This window comes from Candidatus Margulisiibacteriota bacterium, assembly GCA_041661965.1.
Classification (GTDB): domain Bacteria; phylum Margulisbacteria; class WOR-1; order O2-12-FULL-45-9; family XYB2-FULL-48-7; genus XYB2-FULL-45-9.
This window is the reverse complement of sequence record JBAZTH010000002.1, coordinates 415,002-440,200: the sequence shown is the minus strand read 5'-3', so window position 1 is coordinate 440,200 and position 25,199 is coordinate 415,002. Positions and strand designations below refer to the sequence as shown.

General features: G+C 52.5%; 28 protein-coding genes and 1 tRNA gene. 6 read left to right on the top strand and 23 right to left on the bottom strand.

Going from position 1 to position 25,199, the window contains the following annotated elements:
• On the top strand, positions 1-699 hold the full coding sequence (locus WC772_05050; protein MFA6170119.1) for a histidinol phosphate phosphatase domain-containing protein: 699 nt from the start codon (positions 1-3) through the stop codon (positions 697-699).
• Here WC772_05050 and hisD read toward each other — a convergent pair.
• The 14 genes from hisD to WC772_04980 all read right to left on the bottom strand — a co-directional run bounded on the left by hisD (position 677) and on the right by WC772_04980 (position 13,203).
• Positions 677-1,945, bottom strand: a complete 1,269-nt coding sequence (gene hisD / locus WC772_05045; protein MFA6170118.1) for a histidinol dehydrogenase — start codon at positions 1,943-1,945, stop codon at positions 677-679. The genes WC772_05050 and hisD overlap by 23 nt on opposite strands.
• Positions 1,938-3,023: an NDP-sugar synthase gene (locus tag WC772_05040; protein MFA6170117.1), complete on the bottom strand. Its 1,086-nt coding sequence runs from the start codon at positions 3,021-3,023 to the stop codon at positions 1,938-1,940. Before WC772_05040 ends, hisD begins: the two co-directional genes overlap by 8 nt.
• Entirely contained in the window at positions 3,020-4,075 is a 1,056-nt protein-coding gene (locus WC772_05035; GenBank protein MFA6170116.1) for a bifunctional phosphoglucose/phosphomannose isomerase, read from the bottom strand. Before WC772_05035 ends, WC772_05040 begins: the two co-directional genes overlap by 4 nt.
• Positions 4,075-5,268, bottom strand: coding sequence for a S41 family peptidase (locus WC772_05030; GenBank protein MFA6170115.1), 1,194 nt, complete (start codon positions 5,266-5,268; stop codon positions 4,075-4,077). The genes WC772_05035 and WC772_05030 overlap by 1 nt, the downstream gene beginning before the upstream one ends.
• Before the next feature lie 10 nt (positions 5,269-5,278).
• Positions 5,279-6,400 (bottom strand): peptidoglycan DD-metalloendopeptidase family protein, encoded by a 1,122-nt coding sequence (locus tag WC772_05025; protein MFA6170114.1) that lies wholly within the window; start codon positions 6,398-6,400, stop codon positions 5,279-5,281.
• Between the two features lie 40 nt (positions 6,401-6,440).
• Positions 6,441-7,700: an excinuclease ABC subunit UvrC gene (locus WC772_05020; protein ID MFA6170113.1), complete on the bottom strand. Its 1,260-nt coding sequence runs from the start codon at positions 7,698-7,700 to the stop codon at positions 6,441-6,443.
• A 1-nt stretch (position 7,701) separates the two neighbouring features.
• Positions 7,702-8,127, bottom strand: a complete 426-nt coding sequence (rplI, locus tag WC772_05015; protein MFA6170112.1) for a 50S ribosomal protein L9 — start codon at positions 8,125-8,127, stop codon at positions 7,702-7,704.
• Position 8,128: 1 nt separating this feature from the next.
• Positions 8,129-8,383 (bottom strand): 30S ribosomal protein S18, encoded by a 255-nt coding sequence (gene rpsR, locus WC772_05010; protein ID MFA6170111.1) that lies wholly within the window; start codon positions 8,381-8,383, stop codon positions 8,129-8,131.
• Between the two features lie 15 nt (positions 8,384-8,398).
• Positions 8,399-8,797, bottom strand: coding sequence for a single-stranded DNA-binding protein (gene ssb / locus WC772_05005; protein MFA6170110.1), 399 nt, complete (start codon positions 8,795-8,797; stop codon positions 8,399-8,401).
• Positions 8,798-8,799: 2 nt separating this feature from the next.
• Complete coding sequence (locus tag WC772_05000) at positions 8,800-9,186, bottom strand: single-stranded DNA-binding protein (protein ID MFA6170109.1); 387 nt, start codon at positions 9,184-9,186, stop codon at positions 8,800-8,802.
• Positions 9,170-9,565, bottom strand: coding sequence for a 30S ribosomal protein S6 (gene rpsF / locus WC772_04995; GenBank protein MFA6170108.1), 396 nt, complete (start codon positions 9,563-9,565; stop codon positions 9,170-9,172). Before rpsF ends, WC772_05000 begins: the two co-directional genes overlap by 17 nt.
• An 80-nt stretch (positions 9,566-9,645) precedes the next feature.
• The gene (gene ychF / locus WC772_04990) at positions 9,646-10,737 is read right to left on the bottom strand and encodes a redox-regulated ATPase YchF (GenBank protein MFA6170107.1); all 1,092 of its coding nucleotides are present in this window, start codon (positions 10,735-10,737) and stop codon (positions 9,646-9,648) included.
• Positions 10,737-11,942 carry a methionine adenosyltransferase gene (gene metK / locus WC772_04985; GenBank protein MFA6170106.1) on the bottom strand — a complete coding sequence of 402 codons (1,206 nt, stop codon included), beginning with the start codon at positions 11,940-11,942 and terminating at the stop codon, positions 10,737-10,739. The genes ychF and metK overlap by 1 nt, the downstream gene beginning before the upstream one ends.
• Before the next feature lie 73 nt (positions 11,943-12,015).
• Complete coding sequence (locus WC772_04980) at positions 12,016-13,203, bottom strand: hypothetical protein (GenBank protein MFA6170105.1); 1,188 nt, start codon at positions 13,201-13,203, stop codon at positions 12,016-12,018.
• Positions 13,204-13,288: 85 nt separating this feature from the next.
• On the opposite strand from WC772_04980, the gene WC772_04975 reads away from it, so the two are divergent.
• From WC772_04975 to WC772_04960, 4 genes are all read left to right on the top strand, one after another.
• A complete protein-coding gene (locus tag WC772_04975) occupies positions 13,289-13,957 on the top strand; it encodes a 4Fe-4S dicluster domain-containing protein (GenBank protein MFA6170104.1) in 669 nt (222 codons plus the stop codon).
• A gap of 16 nt (positions 13,958-13,973) precedes the next feature.
• Entirely contained in the window at positions 13,974-14,174 is a 201-nt protein-coding gene (locus tag WC772_04970) for a hypothetical protein (GenBank protein ID MFA6170103.1), read from the top strand.
• Positions 14,175-14,196: 22 nt separating this feature from the next.
• Positions 14,197-15,735, top strand: a complete 1,539-nt coding sequence (hcp, locus tag WC772_04965) for a hydroxylamine reductase (GenBank protein MFA6170102.1) — start codon at positions 14,197-14,199, stop codon at positions 15,733-15,735.
• A 125-nt stretch (positions 15,736-15,860) separates the two neighbouring features.
• Positions 15,861-15,932: transfer RNA gene (locus WC772_04960), tRNA-Glu, on the top strand.
• Here WC772_04960 and WC772_04955 read toward each other — a convergent pair.
• The 3 genes from WC772_04955 to WC772_04945 form a co-directional block, all read right to left on the bottom strand.
• Positions 15,930-16,577: a hypothetical protein gene (locus tag WC772_04955; protein ID MFA6170101.1), complete on the bottom strand. Its 648-nt coding sequence runs from the start codon at positions 16,575-16,577 to the stop codon at positions 15,930-15,932. The two genes, WC772_04960 and WC772_04955, sit on opposite strands and share 3 nt — an antisense overlap.
• 91 nt (positions 16,578-16,668) lie before the next feature.
• The gene (locus WC772_04950; GenBank protein ID MFA6170100.1) at positions 16,669-17,772 is read right to left on the bottom strand and encodes a DNRLRE domain-containing protein; all 1,104 of its coding nucleotides are present in this window, start codon (positions 17,770-17,772) and stop codon (positions 16,669-16,671) included.
• A gap of 57 nt (positions 17,773-17,829) precedes the next feature.
• Positions 17,830-18,477 (bottom strand): 3'-5' exonuclease, encoded by a 648-nt coding sequence (locus tag WC772_04945; protein MFA6170099.1) that lies wholly within the window; start codon positions 18,475-18,477, stop codon positions 17,830-17,832.
• A 70-nt stretch (positions 18,478-18,547) separates the two neighbouring features.
• On the opposite strand from WC772_04945, the gene WC772_04940 reads away from it, so the two are divergent.
• Positions 18,548-19,345: a hypothetical protein gene (locus tag WC772_04940; protein ID MFA6170098.1), complete on the top strand. Its 798-nt coding sequence runs from the start codon at positions 18,548-18,550 to the stop codon at positions 19,343-19,345.
• On the opposite strand, the gene WC772_04935 is transcribed toward WC772_04940, so the two are convergent.
• The 6 genes from WC772_04935 to pyrH all read right to left on the bottom strand — a co-directional run bounded on the left by WC772_04935 (position 19,342) and on the right by pyrH (position 25,180).
• The gene (locus tag WC772_04935) at positions 19,342-21,480 is read right to left on the bottom strand and encodes an ATP-dependent helicase (GenBank protein MFA6170097.1); all 2,139 of its coding nucleotides are present in this window, start codon (positions 21,478-21,480) and stop codon (positions 19,342-19,344) included. The genes WC772_04940 and WC772_04935 overlap by 4 nt on opposite strands.
• 25 nt (positions 21,481-21,505) lie before the next feature.
• Positions 21,506-22,342 carry a carboxylating nicotinate-nucleotide diphosphorylase gene (nadC, locus tag WC772_04930; GenBank protein MFA6170096.1) on the bottom strand — a complete coding sequence of 279 codons (837 nt, stop codon included), beginning with the start codon at positions 22,340-22,342 and terminating at the stop codon, positions 21,506-21,508.
• 3 nt (positions 22,343-22,345) lie between these two features.
• Positions 22,346-23,146 carry a phosphatidate cytidylyltransferase gene (locus WC772_04925; GenBank protein ID MFA6170095.1) on the bottom strand — a complete coding sequence of 267 codons (801 nt, stop codon included), beginning with the start codon at positions 23,144-23,146 and terminating at the stop codon, positions 22,346-22,348.
• On the bottom strand, positions 23,143-23,829 hold the full coding sequence (uppS, locus tag WC772_04920; protein ID MFA6170094.1) for a polyprenyl diphosphate synthase: 687 nt from the start codon (positions 23,827-23,829) through the stop codon (positions 23,143-23,145). The genes WC772_04925 and uppS overlap by 4 nt, the downstream gene beginning before the upstream one ends.
• A 72-nt stretch (positions 23,830-23,901) precedes the next feature.
• Positions 23,902-24,453, bottom strand: coding sequence for a ribosome recycling factor (gene frr / locus WC772_04915; GenBank protein MFA6170093.1), 552 nt, complete (start codon positions 24,451-24,453; stop codon positions 23,902-23,904).
• A gap of 10 nt (positions 24,454-24,463) precedes the next feature.
• On the bottom strand, positions 24,464-25,180 hold the full coding sequence (gene pyrH, locus WC772_04910; GenBank protein ID MFA6170092.1) for a UMP kinase: 717 nt from the start codon (positions 25,178-25,180) through the stop codon (positions 24,464-24,466).
• Positions 25,181-25,199: the final 19 nt, after the last annotated feature.

Genomic DNA, 25,199 nt, shown 5'->3' with positions numbered 1-25,199 from the left:
ATGTGCTACGATAGCTTTATGGGCGATATCGGACAAAGAATAGAGTTTCATTCCCACTCCATCTTCAGCGACGGCCTGCTCCTCCCGGCCGCGCTAATCAGGGAAGCCGAAGTTAAAGAACACCTTGCCCTGGCCATTACCGACCACGTTGACGAATCGAACCTCGAAGCGGTGATTAAAGCGTTGGTCCTATTTGAAAAGGAAACTAAGGGTAAATTACCGATCAAATTTTTCCCCGGCGTCGAATTAAGCTATATTCAGCCGCGCGATATTCAACAATACTCCAAAAAAGCGAGAAAGCTTGGGGCAAAAATAATTATCGTCCATGGCGAATCACCGGTGGAAATGGTCTACCCAGGCACTAATCACGCCGCCGTTTTAAGCAAAGGGATCGCGGATATCCTGGCCCATCCCGGCCAGCTCACTGAAGAAGACGCTATTTTAGCCGCCAAAAACGGGGTTTTCCTTGAGTTAACCGCTAAGCCGGGCCATAACTCGACCAATCGCCACGTGGCCGAACAAGCAAGGAAAGCCGGAGCCAAGTTGATCGTCGATACCGATTGTCACACCGAAAAGGACTTGATCACCCAAGCGCAAGCCTTGCTGATTTGCCGGGAAGCAGGTTTAACCGAGGAAGAAGGCTTAACAATTATTCGCGACAACGCGTTAGAACTGCTTAAGAGAATCGAACGTCCATAGACCGGCCATGAGCGTCCAGCCCCTCGATCTCGCTCAAGAACTTTACGTCCTTCCAAACGCTCTTTAACGCCGGCTTGGTGTAGCCGATTATGCTTTGATGTTTGATGAAGTCGTAAACGCCGAGCGGCGAAGAAAAACGAGCCGTCCCGCCGGTCGGCAAAACATGGTTCGGTCCGGCAATGTAATCGCCGACCGCGACCGGTGAATGCGGGCCCAGGAATACCGCCCCGGCGTTCTTCACTTTTTCCAAAACTCTTTGAGGGGAGCCGATCTCCAGGCCTAAATGTTCCGGCGCGATCTTGTTCGATAGTTCGATAGCCTTGCCTAAGCTTTCCACGTGGAACAAATAGATCTCCGCCTTCTCTATTATTTCCTGCCGCAAGAGCTTGGGTTTTTGCGCCGCGAGCTCTTTCTGGACGGCATCGATCATCGGTTTGGACGTAGTCATTAAGATAGCAACCGAGCCCGGGCCATGCTCCGCCTGGGCCAGAAGGTCGGCGGCAATGAATTCCGGGAAAGCATCATCATCAGCCACGATCAAAACATCGGATGGCCCGGCCAGGCTCTCGATCCCAACCACGCCAAAGACCTGTTTCTTGGCCAGCATCACGTAAACGTTTCCCGGCCCGACGATTTTGTCGACTTGGGGAATGCTCTCGGTTCCGTAAGCCAAAGCGGCGATCGCTTGCGCGCCGCCGACCTGATAAATCGCGTTAACCCCCACTTCATTGGCCGCGACGAGAACGTAAGGACTAATTGGCGGCGGCGAAACCAGGATAATCTCTTTAACTCCGGCAACTTTAGCCGGGACGACATTCATGACGACCGAAGAAGGGTAAACCGCCCGGCCGCCGGGAACATAAACTCCAACTCTTTCCAGGGGAACTAAGCGCTGCCCAAGGATCACGTCCTGGGGTAAAGTTTCAAACCATTCGTCGTTCTGCTGTTTTTTATGAAAAGCGGTGATGTTCTGGATCGCTTTCGTCAGCGCGTCCAAAAAACCGATCTTAACCTTATTGTATGCCTCTTTGATCTCCTGCTCGCTGATCTTAATCTTGCCGGGCAGGATCTCCGCGCCGTCAAATTTACGGGAATAATCGATCAGGGCAGCGTCGCCCTCTTTTCTGACCCGGTCGATGATCTCTTTTACCGTTTTTTCTTCCGGAAAAGTTCCGCTCAAACTTTTTCGAGCGATCAGTTTTTTTACTTCCCCTTCAACGTCCGCGCCGGTAATAATATTAAGCATTAATTATTGATCCTCTCTCGATAACGGTGTTATCCGCCAAGATAACACCTTCACCGATCCTGACATCATCCTTGATCGTGCAATTGAAGCCAACTATACAGCCGCTAAGGTTAACGTGGTTGCCGATCTTACTCCCCTGCCAGACGATCGTTCGCTCCAGCAGCGATTCGGCCCCGACAACCACGTCATGGCCGATGATCGAATATTCATTTATCTTAGTCTCCGGACCGATTACGACTTTGTCACCGATTAAAGTCGGCCCGATCACCTTCGCGGTTTTATTTATCTTGGCCCCTTCACCGATCCAAACGCCATGGCTGTCTTTGGCGCCGCCAAGCTTAACTTCGACTTCCGAGCGCAAGATGGCTTCATGGGCCTGCCGGTATTGCGACGGCTTGCCAATATCGATCCAATAGCGGTCGGAGTAGTACGCGTACATCGGCTCCCCGGCCTCAAGCAGCGACGGGAAAAGCTGGCGCTCAAACGAATGTTCTTTTCCTTTCGGGATATTTTTAAAGACCGAAGGATCGATCACGTAAAAACCGGCGTTGATCCGGTCGGTCGCGCCGTAACTCGCGTAAAGCGAAAGTTTTTCCCAGCTCGGCTTTTCGACAAAATGGGTGATCCGCCCTTCATGGTCGGCAAGGACCAGGCCATAAGCGGTCGGGTCTTCTACTTTGGTCAGGGAGAGGGTGACCTTCGCTTTCTTCTTCTTATGGAGGGCGATCATCGCGGTCAGGTCGATATCGGTTAAAATATCCCCGTTAATGACGATCAGGGGTTCATCGTCGAAGAATTCTTCGGCGTTCTTGACCGCTCCGGCGGTCCCCAGCGGATATTTTTCGATCGAATAACGGATCTTAACGCCGTGTTTGTTGCCGTCTTCCAAAATCTCCTGGATATTCCCCATCAGGTAATGGAGGTTGAGGACGACTTCTTTAATGCCATGGCGGCGCAGCAATTCGATCTGATGAAAAACGAAGGGCCGGTTGGCGACCGGAACGATCGGTTTGGGGGTGTTATAGGTCAGGGGGCGCAAGCGGGTGCCGTAACCGCCGGCAATGATCACCGCCTTCATCGCGCCATCTCCTTTTTCAGACGAACGATCGCTTCGATCGTAGTCGGGTCAATCCCCTGGCCGATCGCCGCGTAAACGCTGGCAAAGTCCCCCAGCATAATAAGCGACATTGCCCGGGCAAAAACGCTTTTCCCCTGGGCAACCAGTTCAATGGCGCCGCCAAATTGCGGACTGATCAAAGACTTGGTGATCTCGATCCGTTTTTTCACTCTTTCGTTGTCCGCCTCGTCGCGCAGAATAATCAAAGCAAAATTGTGCTTTTCCCTCTGCATCACAAAAAAGCTGGCAGTCTCATTATGGTTAACTTCCGGGAAAACACTGGCGAAAGCGGCGCTCTTGGTATTTTCATTGAACTGATTTTTTATTCTGGTAGCAATCGCGCCGGTCGTCCCCGTCGCGCCAAGGATTACCGGGACTTTTCCAGCCAATTTTTTGGCCAATTGCTTGGCCGGATTGCTCCGGGCCGGGTTGGCTTCATTATATTCCTCGCGTAATTTCTTCAATAACGGCAAGGCTTTGGCAATCTCTTCTTCCGGCTGGTTTATGACGCCTAATTTCCCAAGGATGGAAAGCAGCGGAATAAAAAGATAAGGGAGCGCCGCTCTTGGCTGAAAACCGGTCGGGAGGAGGACCATCGGCCACCCCTTTTGCGCGGCCAGTTCGCCAAGCTTTCCGCCGCCAGTCACGCAAATAATCTGAACGCCGCGGCTTTCGGCCTGGCGGACAACCGAGAGGGTTTCTTCCGTCTCGCCGGAATAAGAGAGGGCGATCAAAACCGTTTCGCCGCCGGCGTATTGGGGCAAATTATAATTGCGATTAACAATTATGGGGCATTGCGCAGGGAACAAATCGGCCGCCAATTCTCCGGAAATCGCCGAGCCCCCCATGCCGGTCACGATCACTTGTTTGGTTCCAGACGAAAGCGTCCCGTTCAGCGGCAACTTTAACGCCGCTTCGATCATCTCCGGGATCCGGGCGACCACGGAAAGCATTTTGCCGTGGTCGACTTCGGCAACCCGTTCTTTAGAATCCAGTATTTCGATCTCAGACATTATTCTCCGGCTTTGGCGATCTTTTCTTTCAAGGTTTCGATCGCCTTTTTCAGTTGGGCGTCGAGCTGGCCGTTCTTGGTTTTGTCGCCCGGCAAGGCCGCGTCGTCCGCCTCTCCCGTCGGGATCGCGACGACCACTTCGGCGGAGATTCCGCGTTTATTTATATCTTCGCCGTTCGGGGTCTGATATTTGGCGATCGTCAGCAGAAGGGCCGAGCCGTCCTGCAGCTGGCGGACATTCTGGACCGAAGCCTTACCGAAGGAATGAGCGCCGACCAAGGTCGCGACCTTATGATCGCGCAAGGCGCCGGCCAAGATCTCCGACGCGGAAGCCGAAGATTCGTTGATCAGCATGACGACCGGTTTCTTCCAGATCACCCGGCCGGTCGATTCCAACTGCTCCTTTTTCCCTTCCCGGTCGACGGTTTGCACGATCGCGCCGTTCGGGATAAACATACTGCCAATTTCGATCGCCATCTGCAATAAGCCGCCGCCGTTGCCGCGAACATCAATGATCAACCCGCCGGCATCGCGATTTTCCCGCAAGGCTTTTTCAAACTCCCGGGCGGCGTTCATGTTCTCAAAAGTATTGAGTTTAATGTAAAGAACGTTCGGCTCATAGCGTTTGACGACTACGCTCTTAATCACGATCTTTTCGCGGCTAAGCGAATAGTCTTTGGAATCTTTCCACCCTTTTCGCCAGATCGCCAACTTGACCTTGCTTCCGCGCGGCCCGCGGATCAGGCTGACCGCTTCATCCAGCGCCATGTGCTTGGTTTCCTTATCGTCAATTTTGACGATCCGGTCGCCTGAACGTAAGCCCGCCTTATCGGCCGGCGTGCCGTCGATCGGGGAAATGACCGCGAGCTGATTGTCTTTCATGCCGATATAAATCCCGATGCCAAAGTATTGGCCGCTCATCCTAATTTTCATCTCTTTATAAGGCTGGGGTTCAAGGAAACGGGTATAAGGATCGTCGAGTGATTCCAGCATCCCCCGGATCGAACCGTAGACTAATTTTTGGTTGTCGACCCCTTTGTCGACGTATTCGCTCCGGACCAGGTCCAGGGCTTGCAGATAGACCTCGAACTTCCTTTCAAACTCCCCCTGGGCCACGACCTTGCCGATAAAAAACGCGGTCACCGAAATCAATAAAATCGCCAGCCCAACCTGAAGCTTCCTATTATTCCGCATGATCTTCCTCCTACTTAGGCAAATATTTCCTGGGATTAACCGGGGTCCCATTGCGGCGCACTTCAAAGTGACAGTGCGGCCCAGTCGAATAACCGGTGCTCCCTTCTAAACCAATCGTCTGTCCTTTAATGACCTTTGAGCCGACGGAAGCGTAGAGCCGGGACATATGGGCATAAACTGTCGCCAATCCTCGGCCATGGTCGATAACGATCGCTTTCCCATACCCATCCCACCAGCCGGAAAAAATAACCTCGCCGGAGTCGGCCGCTAAAATCGGCGAGCCGTAAGTCGCCGCGATATCAATCCCCGTATGCCGCCCTTGAATGCGATGTCGAACCCCAAATTCCAAGGTTATCCGGCCCCGCAGCGGCCAAATCAGCGTCCCCGTACTTTTAATCGCCGCGCCGGTCCGCTCGGCTGTCTTCTTCTGGATCATGACCTCAAGTTCTCTTGAGCTATGTTCCAGTTCGGCGACCTTTTTCTCGTACTCTTTTTCGCGGTCCTTCAGTTCGTCGGCCAGCTGCTTTTTCTCCTGCAGCTGCTGGGCGATGCGCTCTTTTTCGCCGGCGACAACAACGACCAGCTCTTTAATCTCTTTGGTCCGATCCTGCAAAACGGAACGTTTGACCTTCGAAACGCTCAAGTAGCTCTTGGTTTTACTGATCAGGGCCGCGTCGCTTTCAATAACCCGCTGAAAAAAATAGAACCGGTTCAGAAAATCGGACATCGACCGGGAACCGAGAAAAAGGTCGAGATAGTTGATCCGACCGTTAATATACGCTTCACGGACCCGTTTACGCAAGATATCCGAAGATTTGCTGATCTCATCTTCGGTTTTGCGCAGCTCAACCGTCAACTGGCCGATCTCCTGCTCATTGGTCTGGATCTTTTCTTTGGCCATGTTGATCTTACGGTTCGCGCTTTTAAGCTGCTGGCTGACCACAACCAACTTCCCCAACGCTTCCTGCCTCTGCACCCGGGTTTGCTTTAGTTTTTCCTTGTTCTCCTGCAGCGCCTGGCGGATGGTTTGCAGTTTTGCCTGCTCGTCAACCGGCGCCGTTTCGTCCGCTGCGCTGATCTGCCAGGAAAGCCCCATAATGAACAGGATGATAATTAGCCCAAGAAACTTCATGAATTATAGATATTAACATAATTAACCGGCACTCTCAAGACTACTGAAAAAGCCCTTTTCTTCTCCTTAATCGGTGAAAAGAAACGGCAAAACGATGAGCTTCGTCCCTCACCCGCTGTAAGAGCTGCAGGGCCGCCGATTGCCGCCCCAGGACGATCGGCTGGGCCCGCCCGGGGATAAAGACCTCTTCCTCCTTCTTCGCCAAGCCGATCATCGGAATATCGGCCGCCGGAGTAAATTTAACCGCGGCTTGCGCGCTATGGAGTTGGGGAATCCCGCCGTCGATCAGGATCAGATCGGGCAACGGGAGCTGTTTCGCCAGTCCGCCGCCGTATCGTCGGCTGACAACCTCGTTCATCGACTGGACATCGTTGGGTTTACCCTGGACGGAGCGGATCTTAAAGCGGCGATAATGCTCCTTGAAAGGAACTCCGTCAACAAAAACGACCAGGGAGGCGACAATGTTCGAGCCTTGGGTATTGGAAATATCAAAAGCTTCGATCCTGGCCGGGAGAACCGGCAAGCCCAGGACGTCTTGGAGCTTGATTAACGCTTTCGGCTCTTCTTGTTCCGCGCTCAAGGGATGCGCTTTCCGTTCCGCCAAACGCTCGACAAACTGCAGGCGATCGCGCGCCGCGGCCGCCTTTTCATAATCCCGTTCGCTCGAAGCCCGCCGCATTTCTTCTTCAACATTTGCCAAAACTTTCTTCAAGTTCCCGCGCAACAAGAGCTTGACCCCTTTGACGACCTGAAGATAAGCCTGGCGGCTGACCTTGCCGATGCACGGGCCGGAACAAACCCCGATCCGATAATAGAGGCAAGGTTGTTCTTTTGGCTTTAACGGCGAGGTCTTGCACCAGCGCAGCGGGTAGATTTTTTTGACCAAACGAACGATCTCTTTGACCATATTGCCGGTATAAGGGCCAAAGTATTGGGCGCCGTCGGCTGCTTTGCGCCTGGCAAGAAGCAATCTCGGCCATTCTTCTTTGGTAAGCTTTAAAAACGGGTAGGCCTTGTCGTCTTTCAGGTCGATATTATAGCGGGGTTTTAATTTTTTGACCAACTGATCTTCCAGGAGGAGGGCGTCCATTTCCGAGCCGGTCAGTTGGTAGTCGAGATCGCGGATTCGCCGGATAAGCAGGCTGGTCTTGATATCCGGCTCGCGGTTAAAATATGAAGCGACCCGTCGGCGGAGCACCTTCGCCTTGCCGACGTAGATCACGACGCCGCTCTTATCTTTGAACAGGTAAACCCCCGGAGAGTTCGGCAGGGCCGCTATTTTCTCCCGGAGAGAACGCACGCTACTTGGCGGCGACGATAACCTTGGGCGCCGCGATAATGTCGTGGAACAGCCTGATCCGGACCGGGTATTCGCCGATCGTTTTGATCGGGGCAGAGAGCTCGAGCTTCCGCTTATCAAGTTCGATCCCGGAATTTTGTTTGATCGCTTCGGCGATATCGGCGGTCGTAATCGTGCCGAAAAGTTTGCCGCCTTCACCCACGTTCGCGCTTAAGTTGATCTCCATCGCCGTCAGCTTGGCCGCCAGCGCCTGAAGCTCGCCCTTGCGCTTATCAAGCTGGACTTTCCGCCGTTCCCGTCTTTTGCCGGCGGCAATGATCGCGGCCGGGGTGGCCGAGATCGCCAGTTTGTTCGGCAACAAATAGTTGCGGGCGTAACCGTTGGAAACTTCTTCTATTCTGTCGTCTTCAATAAATATTACTTTCATATTAGTCCACCATGTACGGCACTAAGCCGACCTCTCTCGCCCGTTTTACCGCTTTGGCGATCATCCGTTGATGCAGCGCACAGCAACCGCTGAGCCGGCGGGGAGCGATCTTCCCGCGGTCGGTCATGAAGCGGCGAACGAACGAAACATCTTTAAAATCTATCTTCTTGTCATCAATGCAAAAAACGCACGGTTTGCGTCTTTTCTTCTTGAACTGCGACGATTTACCTTTTTTTTCCCGATCTCTTTCAGCCATTTTGCACCTCTCCTGTTAAAAAGGAACGACTTCTTCCGGGTCCGCCTTCGTTACCGGTCCTTCCGGGGAATCACTTTTGCGGCCCAACATTTGCATGTTATCGGCCACGACTTCCGACATGGTCTTTTTTTGACCATCTTTGCCAACGTAACTTCTGATCTGCAGACGGCCTTCGATCGCGACCGGCCGGCCTTTTTTCAGGAACTCGCCGCAGATCTCGGCCAATCGCCGCCAGGCGACAATGTTGATAAAATCAACGTCTTGCCCGCCGGTTGACGCTTCACCTTCGTCGCCGCCGGCCTTTTTGATCCGATTGACCGCAATGGCGAACCTGGAGACCGCTATCCCACTCGGGGTATAACGGGTTTCCGGATCGCGGGTCAAATTACCGATTAAAAACACTTTGTTATACATGTTTAAAAGGGGAGATCCTCGGCTGATTCGAGATCGGCCAATTCTTCCTCGGCAACATTAGCAACCGGCGCTTTCGCCGCCAGATCAAAAGGAACAATACTGCGGGCAACCACCTCGGTCACATATTGCCGCTGTCCGTTTTGCCCTTCAAAAGAACGATTCTGGATCCGGCCTTCGACCAGAATCAACTGGCCGTTTTTCAGATGATCTTTGCTTTCTTCCGCCAATTTCCGCCAGGCAATAACGTCGATATAATCCACGGCGTTATTGCCGAAGGATTGAGCGACCGCCAACTTGAACTTGGTCACCGGCAAACCATTGACCGTGACCCGGCTATCGGGCTCGGCCGCCAATCTGCCGATTAAAATTATCCTATTTAGATTCGCCAACCGCCTGCCCCTTGATCTCGCCGACATTTACCGCTTCGAGCGGCGTTCCGGCAATCTCTTTCTTCTCAACCGGCGCTTCGGTTTGCACAAAAGCGTTGGTTAAAAAATAGCGGGTCACATTTTCGGAGACTTTCAACAAGGCCTTAACTTCGGCCGGGAGGTTCGAAGGCCCTTTTAATCTGATCAAGACGTAAAAACCGTTGGCTTGCCGCTTGGCTTTTTGGAAAACCGCGTTTAACCGGCGAACGCCCCATTTTTCAACACTGTCAACCTCGCCCTTTAAAGCTTTAATTTTTTCGCTGACTTTATCGATAATTTGACCGATTTTCTCTTCGCCTAAGATCGGGTCCATGATCAGAATCAATTCATATGCCTTCAATGCAATAACCTCCAATTAAAAATATAGTTATTTCGCGTTAGCGAGTTAATATTGTAGCATAAATGAAGTAAAAAGACAACTTACACGTTAAAGCGGATGACGATTATATCGCCGTCTTCAACCACATAGTCCTTACCTTCGGTGTGCAAAACGCCCTTTTCCCGGGCTTTCGCGTATGAAGCGCTGCTGATCATGTCCTGAAAATGGATCACTTCGGCGGCGATAAACCCTCTTTCCATGTCGGAATGGATCTTCCCGGCCGCCTGGGGAGCCTTGGCCCCCTTCTGAATCGTCCAGGCATGGGTTTCTTTTTCTCCCGCGGTAAAGAAAGTGATTAAATTCAGCAAAGCGTAGCTCGAGCGGATCAACTGGGCCAGGGCCGATTCCTGGATCCCCATCCCCTCCCTCAACCCCTTAGCTTCTTCCGGGGGTAATTCGGCAATCTCGGCCTCCAATTTGGAACAGATTTTCACAACTTTCGCCCCTTGCTCGCCGGCAATCTTCTCCACTTCTTTTAATTGTTCCGGACTGCCGTCCTCATCAACGTTGGCGACGTATAATACCGGCTTAAGCGTGATCAGTGAAAAGTCGCGCAACAGTTTTAGGTCGTCCGAACTCATGGTAGCGGCCAAAGTTCTGGCTGGCTGGCCCTTGTCCAACACTTCTTTGATCTTTTCCAGCAGGTGAAGGGTCCGCAGAATGTCTTTATCGCCGCTTTTGATCGCTTTACGGATCGATTCAAACCTTTTTTCGATCGTGGCCAGGTCGGCCAGGATCAATTCGGCTTCGATTATTTCGACATCGCGCTTGGGATTGACCGCCCCTTCGACGTGGACGACATCTTCGGCGGAAAAACAGCGGACGACGTGGGCGATGGCGTCAACTTCGCGGATATGAGCGAGGAATTTATTGCCCAACCCTTCCCCTTTGTGGGCCCCTTTAACCAAACCGGCGATATCGTAAAATTCGATGATCGCGGGAACGATCTTTTTCGAGTCAAACAACTTAACCAGGGTCTCAACTCTGGGGTCTGGGACCTCAACGACCCCGATATTCGGGTCAATGGTACAAAAGGGATAGTTAGAGGCTTGGGCCTTGGCCCGGGAAAGGGCGTTAAAAAGGGTCGACTTACCAACATTCGGCAAGCCGACTATCCCGATTGACAGCCCCATTATTTCTTGGCCAAAACCGAGGCTTTTTTCTTAAGTTCTTCAACCTTGTTGGTCTTTTCCCACGGCAGATCGAGATCGTTGCGGCCAAAGTGCCCGTAAGCGGCAACTTGTTTATAGATTGGCCGGCGGAGATCGAGATTTTTGATGATCAAACCCGGTCGGAGATCGAAAACTTCGTCAACCAGCTTGGCAATATTGTTGTCGGAGATCGTGCCGGTCCCGAAAGTATCGACCATGATCGAAAGCGGGTGGGCGATCCCGATGGCGTAAGCCAACTGAACCTCGCACTTTTTGGCCAAGCCGGCCGCGACGATGTTTTTGGCGACCCAGCGGGCCGCGTAGGCGCCGGAACGGTCGACTTTAGTTGGATCTTTGCCGCTGAACGCGCCACCGCCGTGCCGGGAATAACCGCCGTAAGTATCAACGATGATCTTGCGGCCGGTCACGCCGGAATCGCCCTGCGGGCCGCCGATCACGAAACGCCCGGTCGGGTTAATATAATACTTGGTTTTCGCGTCAATCATATTCTTCGGCAAGACCGGGGCAATAACCTTCTCCATAACATCCTTTTCCAATTTTTTGGTCTCAACGTCCGGAGAATGCTGGGCGGCGATCAAAACGGTGTGGATACGGAACGGTTTGTCATCTTTATATTCGATCGTGACCTGCGATTTACCATCTGGCCGCAGATAAGGCATTTCGCCGTTCTTGCGAACTTCGGCCAATCTTTTGCTCAATTTATGGGAAAGGACGATCGGCATCGGCATCAGTTCGGCCGTTTCGTCGCAGGCAAAGCCAAACATCAGTCCCTGGTCGCCGGCCCCGATCGATTCCAGGTCCTCTTTGACCACTTCGCCGCCGCGGATCTCCAGCGCGGTATCAACGCCCCGGGCGATATCTTTGCTCTGCTCCTTGATCGAAACCAAAACGCCGCTGGTTTCCCAATCGAAGCCAAACTTGGCGTCGGTATAACCGATCTCTTTAATGGTCTCCCTAACAATTTGCGGGATATCGACATAGCAACCGGTGGTCACTTCGCCGGCGACGACGCACAAGCCGTTCGTCACCAGGGTTTCAACCGCAACCCGACCGACCGGATCCTTAGCCAGGATGCCGTCCAAAATGCCGTCGGAGATTTGATCGCAGATCTTATCAGGATGGCCTTCCGTGACTGATTCCGAAGTGAATAAATAACTCTTTTCCATATTTTTTCCTCCCTTTAATTGAAACGGATTATTAGTTTACATTATTGAGCGAAGGGCTGTCAAGGAAAAGACGTTAATTGCTGGCCAGCGCTTTATCCAAAACCGCCGCTTCCGCTTCCGCCAGATGCTGGATCGTTTCGATCAAAGCGGTGAGGCATAGCCGGTCATTTTCTGAAAAACCATTCGGGGCGGCCTTTATTTTAACCAGCGTCGCCGCCGCCTTCTCCGCCGTTTCCTTAAGCTTGGCCCGCTCGGCCAGAAGCTTTTCCAGCCAGCCGTTCCCCGGGTCGGTCGGCTGGGCATACATTATTCTGATCGCTTCCTGGGCCTCATCCCGACAGGCGTCCCCGGCCGCCAGCAATTGGGCATCCAGGCCGCCCCCTTCTGTCACTAATAGCTGCTGGATTGCCGAATTGGCCAAGGTCGCGGGCCAGCCGGAGATCGTGCCGCTCAACGATTTTTCTCCCCATTTCCCCCAGACATAGGCTTCGGTGATCGCGCCGCCCGGCTCAAGCAACGGCGAGGCCAAGAAATCGAGGCCAACGACCCCTAAAAATGGATAACCGTTACCGGAGGCAAAATCCTGAACGGTCGAAAAGGAAGAGATCAACCGGAATGAATTTAATAACTGATCATTATTCGCTGGCAAGGGCTCACTCTTGATCGTTTTTCGCCAAAGCTGTCCCAACGAATTAAAAATAATTCCCCGTTCCAGGCGGCCAGCGATCCACCGAGCGGCCGAGAGCTTGATTTGTTGTGAGCGCGGATTGCTCTCCGGGATCGGCAGCGCGGCATAAAAGGAACCGGCTTCAGCCCCGGCCTTCATTTTTGTCCGGGCGGAGAGCAAGCAGGTCAGACGAACAATCGGCTGGACCGGCGGGCGAAGATACCAAGTCCCGATTTCATCATATTTATTCCAACCGGAATCGTTGCCGACGGCTACGCTTTCCGTCCCTTCGTTCGTTAGGGCCCAGCGAGAAAAATCGTAGTTCTTCAGTTCGCCGGTGACTTTGAGCGGGAAGCCGGCGGTCCGGGAATCGTCTTTTATTTCCCACTCGATCTCATAAACCGGTTCTTTCCCCGGCGGTATTTCAATAACGGTCAGCGGCATAGTCGGCTGACTGATCTTCAGTTCGATCGCGGTTTCCGTCGGCGAAAGAAGGATCGCTCTGGCCTGGCCGGTCTTAATACTGTACGGCTCCGCTCCGGCCACAAGCCCCAGGACCATCAAGGTAAGAAGAAAGCAGGTGGTTCTTTTCATCTGGGTTAATTATACCCACCTTTTGACTCAAGTCAAAGACCTATGTTTTCTCTTAGGCTATCATGCCGGGAAAGGAGGGAAACAAATGGCTTTAAGAGATATCATTGAGATCGATCGCGAAAAGTGCAACGGTTGCGGAAATTGTACGACCGCCTGCGCTGAAGGGGCCCTGGCCCTTGACGCCGAGGGGAAAGCGGTCCTGGTCAGGGAAATTTACTGTGACGGGCTCGGCGCCTGTTTGGACGTCTGCTCAACGGGCGCGCTAAAAGTCGTCAAGAAAGAAAGCGTCCCCTACAGCGCGGGGCAAACTTTCCAGCATGTGTGCGGCTGTCCGGGAACTATGGCCAAAGAGCTTGTCCGTTCGGAAACGCCGACTTCGAGCGGGTCGGCGTCCGAATTATCGAGCTGGCCGGTCCAGTTAAAATTAATCTCGCCGCACGCTCCCTATTTTAACGAAGCGGACCTGTTGGTGGCAGCCGACTGTACCGCCTTTTCGCTGGGAAGCTTTCACTCCTCCCTCTTAAAAGGTAAGAAACTGGTCATCGCCTGTCCCAAATTGGACGAGACCGGCGGCTACGCGGAAAAGCTGGCCGAGCTTCTCAAGAACAACACGATCTATTCGTTAACCGTAGCGATCATGGAGGTCCCGTGCTGTTCCGGTCTTTATACGCTTGTAAAAAAAGCGGTTGAGCTCTCCGGTCATCAGATCAATATTCGCAAGGTCGTCATCGGTCTTGACGGATCAATAAAATAAAAAGGGAGGAAAAAATATGCAGTCCGACCAGTTTGAACGCCGTCCTTGCGTCGACAGAGAGGTTTTGAAAGCCGACGGGGTTTTGGCCCTTTTCTCAATAACAAAAATTAATTATAACGATCAATTGCTGGAGTTTATCGGAAAAAGCGATTATTATTCCGCCAGACAGCTGGTCCCCCTGGGCCGGCTTCGTCGGCCTCGGTTGCCCGCTAGATAAATATTTTAAGGAGGAGAAAAATATGTATTGCAATCAATGTGAACAAAGAGCTAAGGGTGGCTGCCAGGTTCAGGGTGTTTGCGGTAAAAACCCGGAAGTGTCGGCACTTCAGGATCTGCTGCTGCAGGAAACAAAGTTTTTGGCCAAACATGCCAAGATCAGCGACAAGCTGGATGATTATTTAGTCCGGGCTCTTTTTTCAACCGTAACCAATGTCGATTTTGATGCCGATCGGCTGGTCGAGCTGATCAGGGAGGGGGAAGCTCTTTCCGGGGGATTCAAAGCCGGAGCCTCACTGGCAGAAATGCTCAATAACGCCAAACAATTTGGCGCTAACGCGCTGGCCAGCGATCCCGACCTTCTTTCTCTTAAACAGCTCCTGACCCTCGGCCTCAAAGGAATGGCCGCTTATGTCGACCATGCCGCGCTCTTAGGCAAAAAGGACCCGGCCGTTTTCACCTTTATTCGCGAAGCGTTAGCCTCCTTGTTGGAAGAGAAAACAGCCAACGAACTGATCGCGCTTAATTTAAAATGCGGCGAGGTCAATATTCGGGCGATGGAACTTCTAAACCAAGGCCACATCGAACATTTTGGCCGTCCTGGGCCGACGAAAGTAGCGACCGGCGTAAAAAAAGGTCCGGCAATCCTGGTCAGCGGGCACGACTTGCTCGATCTGGAAGAATTATTAAAGCAAACCGCGGGGAAAGGGGTCAATGTTTATACTCACGGAGAAATGCTCCCGGCCCACGGGTATCCCGGCCTCAATAAATACCCCCACCTGGCCGGCAACTATGGCGGCGCCTGGCAAGATCAGCAGAAGGAGTTCGCTGCTTTCCCGGGAGCGATCCTGATGACGACCAACTGCATCCAGCGACCGACCGATAAATATCGGGAGAACATTTTCACTACCGGGCTGGTCGCCTTCCCCGGTGTTAGGCATGTCAAACATGGCGAGTACGCTCCGGTTATCGCCAAGGCCCTCTCCCTGGGAGGCTTTAAAGAAGATCAGCCGGGCAAAGAGATCCTGGTCGGCTTCGGCCACGACGCGGTCCTGGGGGTCGCGGATAAAGTGATCGAGCTGGTTAAAGGCGGGAAGATCAGACATTTCTTTCTGATTGGCGGCTGTGATGGCGCGAAGTCAGGCCGGAACTATTATACCGAATTAGCGGAGAAGACACCGAAGGATACGATTATCCTGACCCTGGCCTGCGGTAAGTACCGCTTTAATAAACTAGAGTTCGGCGAGATCGAGGGAATTCCCCGTCTGCTCGACATCGGGCAGTGCAATGACGCTTATTCCGCCATTCGGATCGCGGCGGCGTTGGCCAAGGCCTTCAATGTCGGGCTGAACGAACTCCCCCTCTCCCTCATTCTCTCTTGGTACGAACAAAAAGCGGTAGTCATTTTGTTGTCGCTGCTTCATCTTGGTCTCAAAAACATCCGGCTTGGGCCGACCTTGCCGGAGTTTGTCTCACCTAACGTGCTCAAGGTTCTGGTTGATAATTACAATCTGATGCCGGTCACGACCGCCGAAGCTGATTTAAAAGCTATTTTGGGGTAATTAAGAGCCTCTCTCCGCTCCATTCCAAGCGCGGGCGGGGAGAGGCTTGAACCCGAATGGCGTCTTCTGTTATAATTAATACATCCACGCTACAAGTTGGGTGTTTTCCGCCGCGGGCGGCTTGTGGCCCCATCGTCTAGGGGTTAGGACACTAGCTTTTCAAGCTAAGAACCGGGGTTCGATTCCCCGTGGGGCTATTTTTTATCCGCCGAAGTACTTAATCTATGCCGACTGATCAGTTCAAAATATCGCTGAACTTCAGTACTATTTGTTAAGGGACTTAGCCAGCTAATTGCGAGATCAAGCATTTGGTTGATCATCTCGATTTCTGCTCTTGTAATAGATCTTGTATAGTCTGGCCGCCAAGTCAAGAAGTTTTCAACTTGGCTCACCCTTTCTGCCCCTATAATTATTTTATCAACAACCAGTGCGCTTAAATAATCTCTTAATGTCATTATATTGCCACCAATACATTTATAATTGGCATATTCTGGATCAGTAGATGCAATTTTTTGGGGAGGGAGATCGTCTCTCATCCCTCGAAATATCAATAAGCGCGCGAGATAATAATTTGCATTGCCCATGAAGCGGGCTTTATGTGTAAGGCTTTCATAATTAGTTATCCCCCGATAGTTTTCGGCGCTTAAAAATATTTCTGCTCTTTTTTCTAATAAACTAGTCCCCAATGGCCTAAATGGCAAACCAAAATAATCACAAGCTTGTAGCATCCCCAAATGGATACGGTTAGCTTTGGATAAAGGAACTTTTGGAAGATGAAACGGGCTTAATCTTCTGCATATTTCAATTCCTTGCCGAACCCTGCTTAAATATGATTGGCCCATATCTGATTATCAATAAAAACAATTATTAATTTCATGTATTGTGCGGGACGACTCCTGATTTTACGTTACCCGGAGCGTTAATTGGCTTACTTTAATTATTCGTATACTCAACGCTCAATACCGGCGGGTTAGCCCCGTTTTCCCGGCTCAAGATCGAGACGACTCCATTTTCCGAACCATCTTGTTTGATCGCGATCCCGTAATTGGTCGCGGGGGTTGAATACCAGCTTTTAACCGCGGTCAGAATAGCGTCACTGCTTAGCGAATTGTATTGACTGGCCGTGAAGGTCGAGGAAAGGAGGAAGGTCCCGACGGACGGCTTGGTATTCCAAGTGGTATCGCTTGAAAAAGCGCCGCTCAATAAATAAGTCTGGAGCGCCGGCGTCCCCACCGTCACCGCATATGTTTTTATAGTCGCCGACTGGATGGTAATGTTGCTGGGAAGCGAAGCTAAGGAAAAGTGGAAATAGGCTTCATAGTTGGTCCCCGGCGGAGTCAGCAACCCTCCCTTAAGAGAAGCGACGCTTTCGTATGAAGCCGTTGGCAAAGAGGAGTCAACATACGAGTCTGATTCGGCCGTGATCTCCACGGCATAGCCGGAAACGGTCACGTTCGCGATCCCGTCGATCTCTCCTGAAGTACAATGCACGACCGCCGTCCCCTGGCTTTTCGCTTCCAGGGTAGCAATCGTTCCGTTCGCCGTTAAGGTTCCGATTGAATCACCCGTAAGACTCCAGACGGGCGAAAAAGCCAATCCTTCGCCGGAAGAGGTCGTCCCATAAGCATTAAAAGTAATAAGCGCATTAATCCTGACGGTCTGGCTATTCGGAGAAATTTCGATCGCGGCCAGTTCACTGGTCGGCGGCAGGGCCTCGGAGATTATGACCGTCGCCGAGACGGCTTGCCCGCTATACGAGGCCGTAATGATTTCCGTTCCGGTCGCGGTCGGATTAAACAATCCGGTATAGCCAACAGCGGTGATCGTCCCAAGATTATTAGTTAACGCCCAAGAAGGGATCACCGCCACGGTGGTGCCATCAGTAAAATTTCCGGTGACCGTAAAAGTAAGGCTGCTTCCGATCCTCACCGTCCCACCGGTCGGTGAAATAGTCAGGCTCGAGATCGCGCCGTTATTAACGGTCGAATCGCCGCAGCCGGAAATAATCACTATTGCCGCCAATAGTATTGAGAACAAGGGAATCTTCATCCTTAATATAATAGCATTTCCCCTCTTCTTTTGCCCGCGGGGCGCTCAACTTTTCCAGAATTTCTCGACCGCTTCCACTGTCTGGAGCCCTTTCGGCTCAAGCAAGCCAAGCAACTTTAGCCAAATCGCCCCGGTAATTTCGACATCGGCGGCCGCCCGGTGGAGGACCGGGGTCGGAATGCGAAAATGCTCCGCGACCTTTGAGAGCTTGTAGGAATAGAGGCCGGGGATCAGTTTTCTCGACAGTTTCAACGTGCACAAGAGGGGGTTGGCCAAGTGCGGGATAAAAAGCAGTTGCGCGTGGTGATTGATAAAAGGGACGTCAAATTCAACATTATGAACAACCAGCGGATCGGTCTTAACAAATTGAAAGAAGCCTTCAAGCGCGGCCCGTTTCTCAATCCCGGCGTCATGCAACTCCTGCGAAATCCCGGTCAGGTTGACGATCAGGTCGGGCAAAAGCTGATGGGTATTGATTAAGACGTTATAGCTTTCGGTCGTTTTGCCCCCCTCGATCCGCGCCGCCGCCAATTCTATGATTTCACTCTTCTGATATTCCAGGCCGGTCGTTTCAATGTCAATGACACAATAGCTCCGGCCCAATAACCCGGCTGGCTCCTCTTTGGCATGCCGAAGAAAAGGGAACTTTTCGGTTAGCTGGCTGAATTCCGGCGATTGATAATATTTTTCCATAGCCCATGGTTATTATATAAGAATTGTTAGCGATTGACACCCGGCTCTTTTTCTTTTATCCTAAATCGTGATGCGCAAACTAATTGCCGCTTTATTCGTGATCGTCCTGGCCTCGGTACTTTACGCCGAAGTCGCGCTTCCCCCCTTGGTCAAACAGCCCGAAAGCGTTTCGCTGAAAGAAAAAAAAGCGCGGCTGGAATATCTCCGTAAAGAAATCAAGCGCCTCTCCGGCCAGGTCAAGCGGGTTCGCCGGAGCCAGCGGGGCCCGCTCGTCGCTAAAATGAACGCTTATCAGAATGAGATCGACGCCCTCCTGCGGATCCCGCCGCCGCCGCCGTTAAAAATGATCGCCGGCCCGCCCCGGCCGGTTGACGTTCCGCCCGCGCCGCCACCGCCCCCCCGGATCGAAACTTTGCAGAAAGTCCGGCGCGAAGTCTTTATGCCGCGCAACCCGCAGCTCGGTCTCTCGGCCGGCTACCTGGCCGGCATCAGCGCGTTCAGGCTCGAAGCCAGGTTCTTTGAGCCGTTGAACATCAACTCGACCAGCGGCCGGCTGGCGCTGGCTTACGCTTGGGGGAATGACAGCGACAATCTTACCCGGAGAAATTTGGTTGTTTGCGTTGACGGGGTCTATCGCTTTAATCAGCCCTATGAGCCCGGCCTTCATTACTATTCCGGGGCCGGCCTCAATTTCACGATTTTGACGACCGGACGCACGGCCGGTTCGTTTGGCGGAGAATTGTTTGCCGGAGCGGACGCCGCGCTTTTGGGAGGAGAAGGCTTTGTTGAGGCGGGACTGGGCTTGTTAAGGAACGGGACTGGGGCGCGGCATAGCGGGTTGATCTTGATGGTCGGTTTCCGGAATTAACCCAGCAGCTCTGAAATATCGACCGCTTCAAAATTGTCGCGGTTGTTTTTTTGAACCTTGACTTCGCGGTATTGACTTAAGTCGATGGCTTCGTCTTCTTCGCTCCCCTTGTCTTCCCACTTGGTCCCGCTCGGCCAGGAGGAACGCTTCTCCTCTTCCACCGCCCACTTTTCATAATAGTTTTCCGGGATCTCTTCCAGAAAGCGCGACTCCTTCAGGATCACTTCCCCTTCATAGCCGGAATAAACCAAGGGGTAGGTCAGATATAGCTCGTCCTTCGCCCTGGTCACGGCAACATAGAACAAGCGGCGCTCTTCTTCCATCTCTTCTTCTTTATTAAAGGAAAGATACGACGGAAAGCGGCCGTCGGCCAGCCAGGCGACGAAAACGATCTTCCATTCCAGCCCTTTGGCCTGATGGATCGAGGACAGAACGCAGGCCTCTTTTTCCGGTTCGCCGCCGTCAACGACTGTTTCCGCTTCGATCCCGGAAACAAGAGCCAGCGAGCTCAACAAATCTTCCAGCGATTTAAATTGCGTGGCGTAACTGCCAAGCTGTTCCAGGTCCTCCAATCTCTCCCGAAAATTGGCGTATTGCGCTTTGATGTATTCGGCGTAATTAGAACCGGCGATGATCTTCACCATTTCCGCCGGCGAATCGATCTTGTCCAGCAGGTCGCGCAACGTCTGCTGAAAAACGCGGAAGTCGCGCTGGGCGGCCGCCGGGACCAGCCCGACGACCTGCTCCGAGGTAATGGCCGCGACCGCGTCGATCGTCTGGTTAATATGCTGGAAGATCTTTTCCGCGGTCCGCGGTCCGACTTTCGGCAAAAGCTTTAAAATCCTGGTCCAGGAGATCTCATCTTTGGGATTATGGAAGATCTTCAAAAAGGCCAAAACGTCTTTGATGTGCGCTTCTTCAAAAAACCGGATCCCGGAACGGACCTCGAACGGAATTCCCCGTTTGGTCAGCTCCATCTGGATCTCCATCGACTGGTAGTGCGAACGGTAGAGGATCGCCATTTCATTCAGGGACGAACCCTCATCGCGCAGCTCCAGCATTCGCTGGGCAATGAACGAAGCCTGGGAAAAAACATTGACCAACGGCACGACCGCCGGCTTTTGCCCGCTCGGCCTTTTTGATCTTAAGCGTTTGTCGAACTTCTCCTTCGCCAGGCTGATCGAGGCGTTGGCGACCATCAAGATTTCCGGAGTGGAACGATGATTGACCTCCAGCTTATAGAGGCCGGCGTCCGGATAAACTTTGGGGAAGTTAATGATGTTTTTAAAGTGCGCGCCGCGGAAGCTGTAGATCGACTGGCTATCGTCGCCCACAACCATGATGTTCCGGTGTTCTCTGGCTAAAATATCCATGATCTTGGCCTGGAGGTGATTGGTATCTTGATACTCATCGACTAGGATGTGGAGAAATTTACTTGAATAGCGCCGGGCGACATCTTCATTCTCCGCCAGCAGCTTCCACCAGTTAAAAAGCAGGTCGTCGAAATCCATCAGGTTGCTTTTTCTTTTGTGCTGGTTGTACATTTTAAAAACAGCTTCGATCTCTTCCGCCTGCGGCTCGAATTGGGCGTAATTATAGGCGATCACATCCACAATGCTCCGCCCGGTGTTGACCGCCAGGCCGAAAAGAGCGGCCAGGCTGTCCCCTTTAGGAAACCGTTTTGCTTTCGTATCAATACTGCAATCGGCGATGGAATTATCGATCAGGTCTTTGGAATCGGCCCGGTCGAGGATCGTAAAATTCTGTTCATAGCCGATCAACTTAGCGTAACGGCGCAGCAACAAATTGCCAACGTGATGGAAGGTCCCCCCGCAAAGATCTTTGATGTCTTGCCGCAGCAGGTTCTCTACCCGGGAAACCATTTCTCTGGCCGCTTTATTGGTAAAGGTGACCAGCAGGATCCGATCAAGCGGAATTCCAGATTCAACCAGGTACGCGACCCGATAGGTAATCGTTCTGGTCTTGCCGGAACCGGCCCCGGCAATGACCAGCATCGGCCCGCCCGGGGCGGTGACGATCGGCAGCTGCTCTTCGGTCAGCTCCTTGGCATAATCTATCTTAAAATTGGGCCGGCCAGCCTCATATATGGATTTTAATATGTATTTTTGCGTCATAAATGTTCCACGTGGAACTATTTGGCTATCCTATCTTTAAATTTATATCCAAAGCGCGGGCGGAGTGGGTCAAAGCGCCGACCGAAATGTAATCAACCCCGGTCTTAGCGACCGCCCTGATGTTCTTGATGGTAATCCCACCGGAGGCCTCGGAAACAACCCGGGCTTTTTTACACATTAACGCTCCGGCTTTTAGCGCTGTAAGTGTCAGATTGTCCAAGAGTGCCCGGTCGGCCCCGGCTTCTATGGCACGCCTAACTTCCGCTAGCGTACCGGCTTCGACTTCGACCGGCTTTCGTCCCAGGTAGATCTTGGCGGCATCGACCGCTTTTTCGATCGTTTTGTTGATCTTAATATGATTGTCCTTGATCAAGACCTCATCATAAAGACCAAGCCGATGGTTCTCTCCCCCGCCCAGTTTAACGGCATACTTTTCGATCGCCCGCCAGCCAGGCGTGGTCTTTCTGGTGTCCAGCAGGATCGCTCCGGTCCCCCTAATTTTCTCAACGTATTCACCGGTTAAGGTCGCGATCCCGGATAAATGCTGAAGGAAATTTAAGGCGGTCCGTTCGCCGGTCAGGATCGCCCGCGCCGGCCCTTTCAGAGTCGCGATTACCGTCCCTTTTTTAACCGAAGCCCCATCTTTGACCTTTTGAGTTAGCCTGACCCGGCGGTCTATCTGGCGGAAAACCTCCCGGGCTATTTCCAAGCCGGCAATGATCCCGGCCTCCTTGGCGGTGATCCGGGCCGTTACCCGCCTATCGGCCGGAATGACCGCTTTGGTCGTAATGTCGCCATCGCCAATATCTTCAATAAGGGCGATCTTGATAAGATGTTCGGTCGTGCGCTGCAGCTTATGCATTAATTACCTCAATAATATCCAGACCACGTAATAATACATCAAGGGGGCGGTCAGGACAAATGAATCGATCCGGTCCAGCACCCCGCCATGACCGGGAACGATATTTGACGAATCTTTGACCCCAGCATCCCGCTTGATCAGCGACTCAATCAAGTCGGAAAATTGGCCGGCAATCCCGATCAAAACCCCAAGGATCAGCGCGTGCCACAAGTCAATTTGCGCCGTTTGGCTGAAAATCCCGGCGGCCAGCAAGCAAACGACAAACCCGGCAATCGCTCCTTCCCAGGTCTTTTTGGGGGAGATCGAAGGGGCCAGCGGAGTGTGTCCGAAGGCTCTCCCGGCCAGGTAAGCGGCCGAGTCCATCGCCCAGACCGTAAAGACCAGGAAAAAAAGATAGCCGCCATGATCGGTCAAACTGCGGATAAAAATAAGATAGCTGAAAAACCAACCGATATAAATCATTCCTAAAACGGTTACGGCTACGTCAACAATCGTGTCCTTTTCCCGCTTCAGGAAAATCCCTGATATTAGGGTTATCGCCACCGCAATTGTTAGGATGGCCGAATGGGCCGGCTCCCAGCTTCTTTTCAAAGAGTAATAAGAAAAAGTGATAAAAAATATCGTAATAATATTGCCGACATAATAAGCGGGGAAAAACCCTTTCTTCATCATCAGGTTGTAAAACTCATTGATCGAGAAGATCGCCAGAGCCAAGATCATCAAAAGGAACGGGAGGTTCCCATAATAAATGCAGCCTAAAACGATCGGCATGCCGATCGCGATGGTCAGTGCCCGGAGCTTCATAGTTTACCGAATCGCCTTTCCCTTTTCTGGTAGGCCTCGATCGCTTGATTAAATTGTTTCGCCCTGAATTCCGGCCAGAAGAGATCCGTTACATAAAGTTCCGCGTAGGCTATTTGCCAGAGTAGAAAATTAGAGATCCGCATCTCGGAAGCGGTCCTGATCAGCAGGTCGGGGTCCGGCATCTCGCTGGTATACAGCTTGGCCTGAAGGTCGGCTTCGTCGATCTCTTTCTTCCCCTCGGCAATCAAGCGGTTAACCGCGTCGACGATCTCGGCCCGTCCGCCGTAGTTGACCATGATGCTCAAAGTGCTTTTGCTCCCGGCGGCGGTTTTCTCCATTGCCAGGCGCATCTTCTTCTGAAGATCGGGAGAAAACTTCGCCAGCCGGCCAAGGAATTGGACCTTGACCCCGTTTTTAGCCAGTTCGCCCAGTTCCCGATCGATCGTCATCGAAAGCAGTCCCATCAAAAAATCGATTTCCTCTTTCGGCCGCCCCCAGTTTTCCGTGGAAAAAGCGTAGACGGTCAGATACTCGACCCCGAGCTCGTTTGCCGCGCGCAAAACGGCGCGGAGCGATTCCGCCCCTTCTTTGTGGCCGGCGATTCTCGGCAAGCCGCGCTTTTTCGCCCAACGGCCATTGCCGTCCATAATGATGGCGACGTGTCTTGGGATGTTTTTTTCCATGTCGGTATTCAGGCTACCGGGTTTGGCCCAGCGCCCAGGACCAAGGGAGATCGCCCCTGCTCCTGGCGGCTGTTAAATGGAAAGAACTTCCTTTTCTTTGGCGGCGGCCAGGTGGTCGGCTTCGGCGCAATATTTGTCGGTCAATTCCTGAACCTTTTTATCGAACAGGGATTGCTGGTCTTCGGTAATAACCTTATCGGCCTTCTGTTTTTTTAGCTCTTCCATCGCGTCGCGTCTGATGTTGCGGACCACGACCTTGGCGTCTTCCGTCTCTTTCTTGATCACTTTAGTGAGATCTTTGCGGCGCTGTTCGGAAAGCTCCGGCAGAACCAAGCGGATCACTCCGCCCTCGGTCTTCGGCGTCAACCCGAGGTCCGAGGCCTGAATCGCTTTTTCGATCCCAACGACCGCCGTTTTATCGTAGGCGGTGATCTGAAGGAGCCGGGCTTCCGGAGCGGCCACCGAGGCGACCTGCTTCAGCGGCACGCTGGACCCATAGTATTCTACGTGAAGGTTGTCGAGCAGCGCCGGATTGGCCCGGCCGGTCCTGATGCCGGAGAAGTTTTTCTTCAAAATCTCGATCGCTTTTTGCATTCCTATTTCATGGCTTTTTACGATATCCATTTTGTCCCCCTTATTCGGCTTCGATGATCGTCCCGACTTTTTTCCCCAGGACGGCTTGTCTAATGTTCCCCGGCTTGAGCAGGTCGAGGACCAGGATCGGGATCTTATTGTCCATGCAGAGCGAGACGGCGGTTGAGTCCAATACGCCCAACCGCTTCTGAATAACTTCCATATGGGTAATCCGGCTGAATTTTTTCGCGTCCTTATGTTTCAGCGGATCTTTGTCGTAGACGCCGTCAACTTTGGTCGCTTTGATAATAACGTCGACATCGAGCTCGGCCGCCCTTAACGCGGCAGTCGTATCGGTTGAAAAATAAGGGTTCCCTGTTCCAGCCGCCAGCACCACCACCCGCCCCTTTTCCATGTGGCGGATCGCTCTCCGCCGGATAAAAGGTTCGGCGACGGAGCGCATATCGATGGCGGTCTGGACCCGGCAATTAACCCCTTGTTTTTCCAGGGCGTCCTGGATCGCCAGCGAATTAATGACCGTGGCCAGCATCCCCATGTAGTCGCCGGTCGCCCGGTCGATCCCGTTAACCGCTCCCGCCACCCCGCGGAAAATATTCCCGCCGCCAACAACGACGGCGACCCCAACCCCCGCTTCTCTGACTAGTTTGACCTCTTTGGCAACCGTGTGCAAGACCTTGAGGTCAATTCCGTACTTTTGTTCGCCGCCGAAAATTTCACCGGAGAGTTTGAGGAGGATCTTTTTGTAAGGTCTTGTCATGTCGTGAGGATTATACTAT

What these genes read in the sequence shown, in the direction of transcription:
- pyrH (MFA6170092.1), bottom strand. Translation starts at nt 25,180, where the DNA reads ATGACAAGACCTTACAAAAAGATCCTCCTCAAACTCTCCGGTGAAATT.
- WC772_05025 (MFA6170114.1), bottom strand. Translation starts at nt 6,400, where the DNA reads ATGAAGTTTCTTGGGCTAATTATCATCCTGTTCATTATGGGGCTTTCC.
- WC772_04945 (MFA6170099.1), bottom strand. Translation starts at nt 18,477, where the DNA reads ATGGAAAAATATTATCAATCGCCGGAATTCAGCCAGCTAACCGAAAAG.
- WC772_04955 (MFA6170101.1), bottom strand. Translation starts at nt 16,577, where the DNA reads ATGGGCCAATCATATTTAAGCAGGGTTCGGCAAGGAATTGAAATATGC.
- rpsR (MFA6170111.1), bottom strand. Translation starts at nt 8,383, where the DNA reads ATGGCTGAAAGAGATCGGGAAAAAAAAGGTAAATCGTCGCAGTTCAAG.
- hcp (MFA6170102.1), top strand. Translation starts at nt 14,197, where the DNA reads ATGTATTGCAATCAATGTGAACAAAGAGCTAAGGGTGGCTGCCAGGTT.
- WC772_05030 (MFA6170115.1), bottom strand. Translation starts at nt 5,268, where the DNA reads ATGCGGAATAATAGGAAGCTTCAGGTTGGGCTGGCGATTTTATTGATT.
- hisD (MFA6170118.1), bottom strand. Translation starts at nt 1,945, where the DNA reads ATGCTTAATATTATTACCGGCGCGGACGTTGAAGGGGAAGTAAAAAAA.
- WC772_04935 (MFA6170097.1), bottom strand. Translation starts at nt 21,480, where the DNA reads ATGACGCAAAAATACATATTAAAATCCATATATGAGGCTGGCCGGCCC.
- WC772_05035 (MFA6170116.1), bottom strand. Translation starts at nt 4,075, where the DNA reads ATGTCTGAGATCGAAATACTGGATTCTAAAGAACGGGTTGCCGAAGTC.
- WC772_04970 (MFA6170103.1), top strand. Translation starts at nt 13,974, where the DNA reads ATGCAGTCCGACCAGTTTGAACGCCGTCCTTGCGTCGACAGAGAGGTT.
- WC772_04940 (MFA6170098.1), top strand. Translation starts at nt 18,548, where the DNA reads ATGCGCAAACTAATTGCCGCTTTATTCGTGATCGTCCTGGCCTCGGTA.
- ychF (MFA6170107.1), bottom strand. Translation starts at nt 10,737, where the DNA reads ATGGGGCTGTCAATCGGGATAGTCGGCTTGCCGAATGTTGGTAAGTCG.
- frr (MFA6170093.1), bottom strand. Translation starts at nt 24,453, where the DNA reads ATGGATATCGTAAAAAGCCATGAAATAGGAATGCAAAAAGCGATCGAG.
- WC772_04925 (MFA6170095.1), bottom strand. Translation starts at nt 23,146, where the DNA reads ATGAAGCTCCGGGCACTGACCATCGCGATCGGCATGCCGATCGTTTTA.
- WC772_04980 (MFA6170105.1), bottom strand. Translation starts at nt 13,203, where the DNA reads ATGAAAAGAACCACCTGCTTTCTTCTTACCTTGATGGTCCTGGGGCTT.
- rplI (MFA6170112.1), bottom strand. Translation starts at nt 8,127, where the DNA reads ATGAAAGTAATATTTATTGAAGACGACAGAATAGAAGAAGTTTCCAAC.
- WC772_05040 (MFA6170117.1), bottom strand. Translation starts at nt 3,023, where the DNA reads ATGAAGGCGGTGATCATTGCCGGCGGTTACGGCACCCGCTTGCGCCCC.
- metK (MFA6170106.1), bottom strand. Translation starts at nt 11,942, where the DNA reads ATGGAAAAGAGTTATTTATTCACTTCGGAATCAGTCACGGAAGGCCAT.
- nadC (MFA6170096.1), bottom strand. Translation starts at nt 22,342, where the DNA reads ATGCATAAGCTGCAGCGCACGACCGAACATCTTATCAAGATCGCCCTT.
- WC772_04975 (MFA6170104.1), top strand. Translation starts at nt 13,289, where the DNA reads ATGGCTTTAAGAGATATCATTGAGATCGATCGCGAAAAGTGCAACGGT.
- uppS (MFA6170094.1), bottom strand. Translation starts at nt 23,829, where the DNA reads ATGGAAAAAAACATCCCAAGACACGTCGCCATCATTATGGACGGCAAT.
- ssb (MFA6170110.1), bottom strand. Translation starts at nt 8,797, where the DNA reads ATGTATAACAAAGTGTTTTTAATCGGTAATTTGACCCGCGATCCGGAA.
- WC772_05050 (MFA6170119.1), top strand. Translation starts at nt 1, where the DNA reads ATGTGCTACGATAGCTTTATGGGCGATATCGGACAAAGAATAGAGTTT.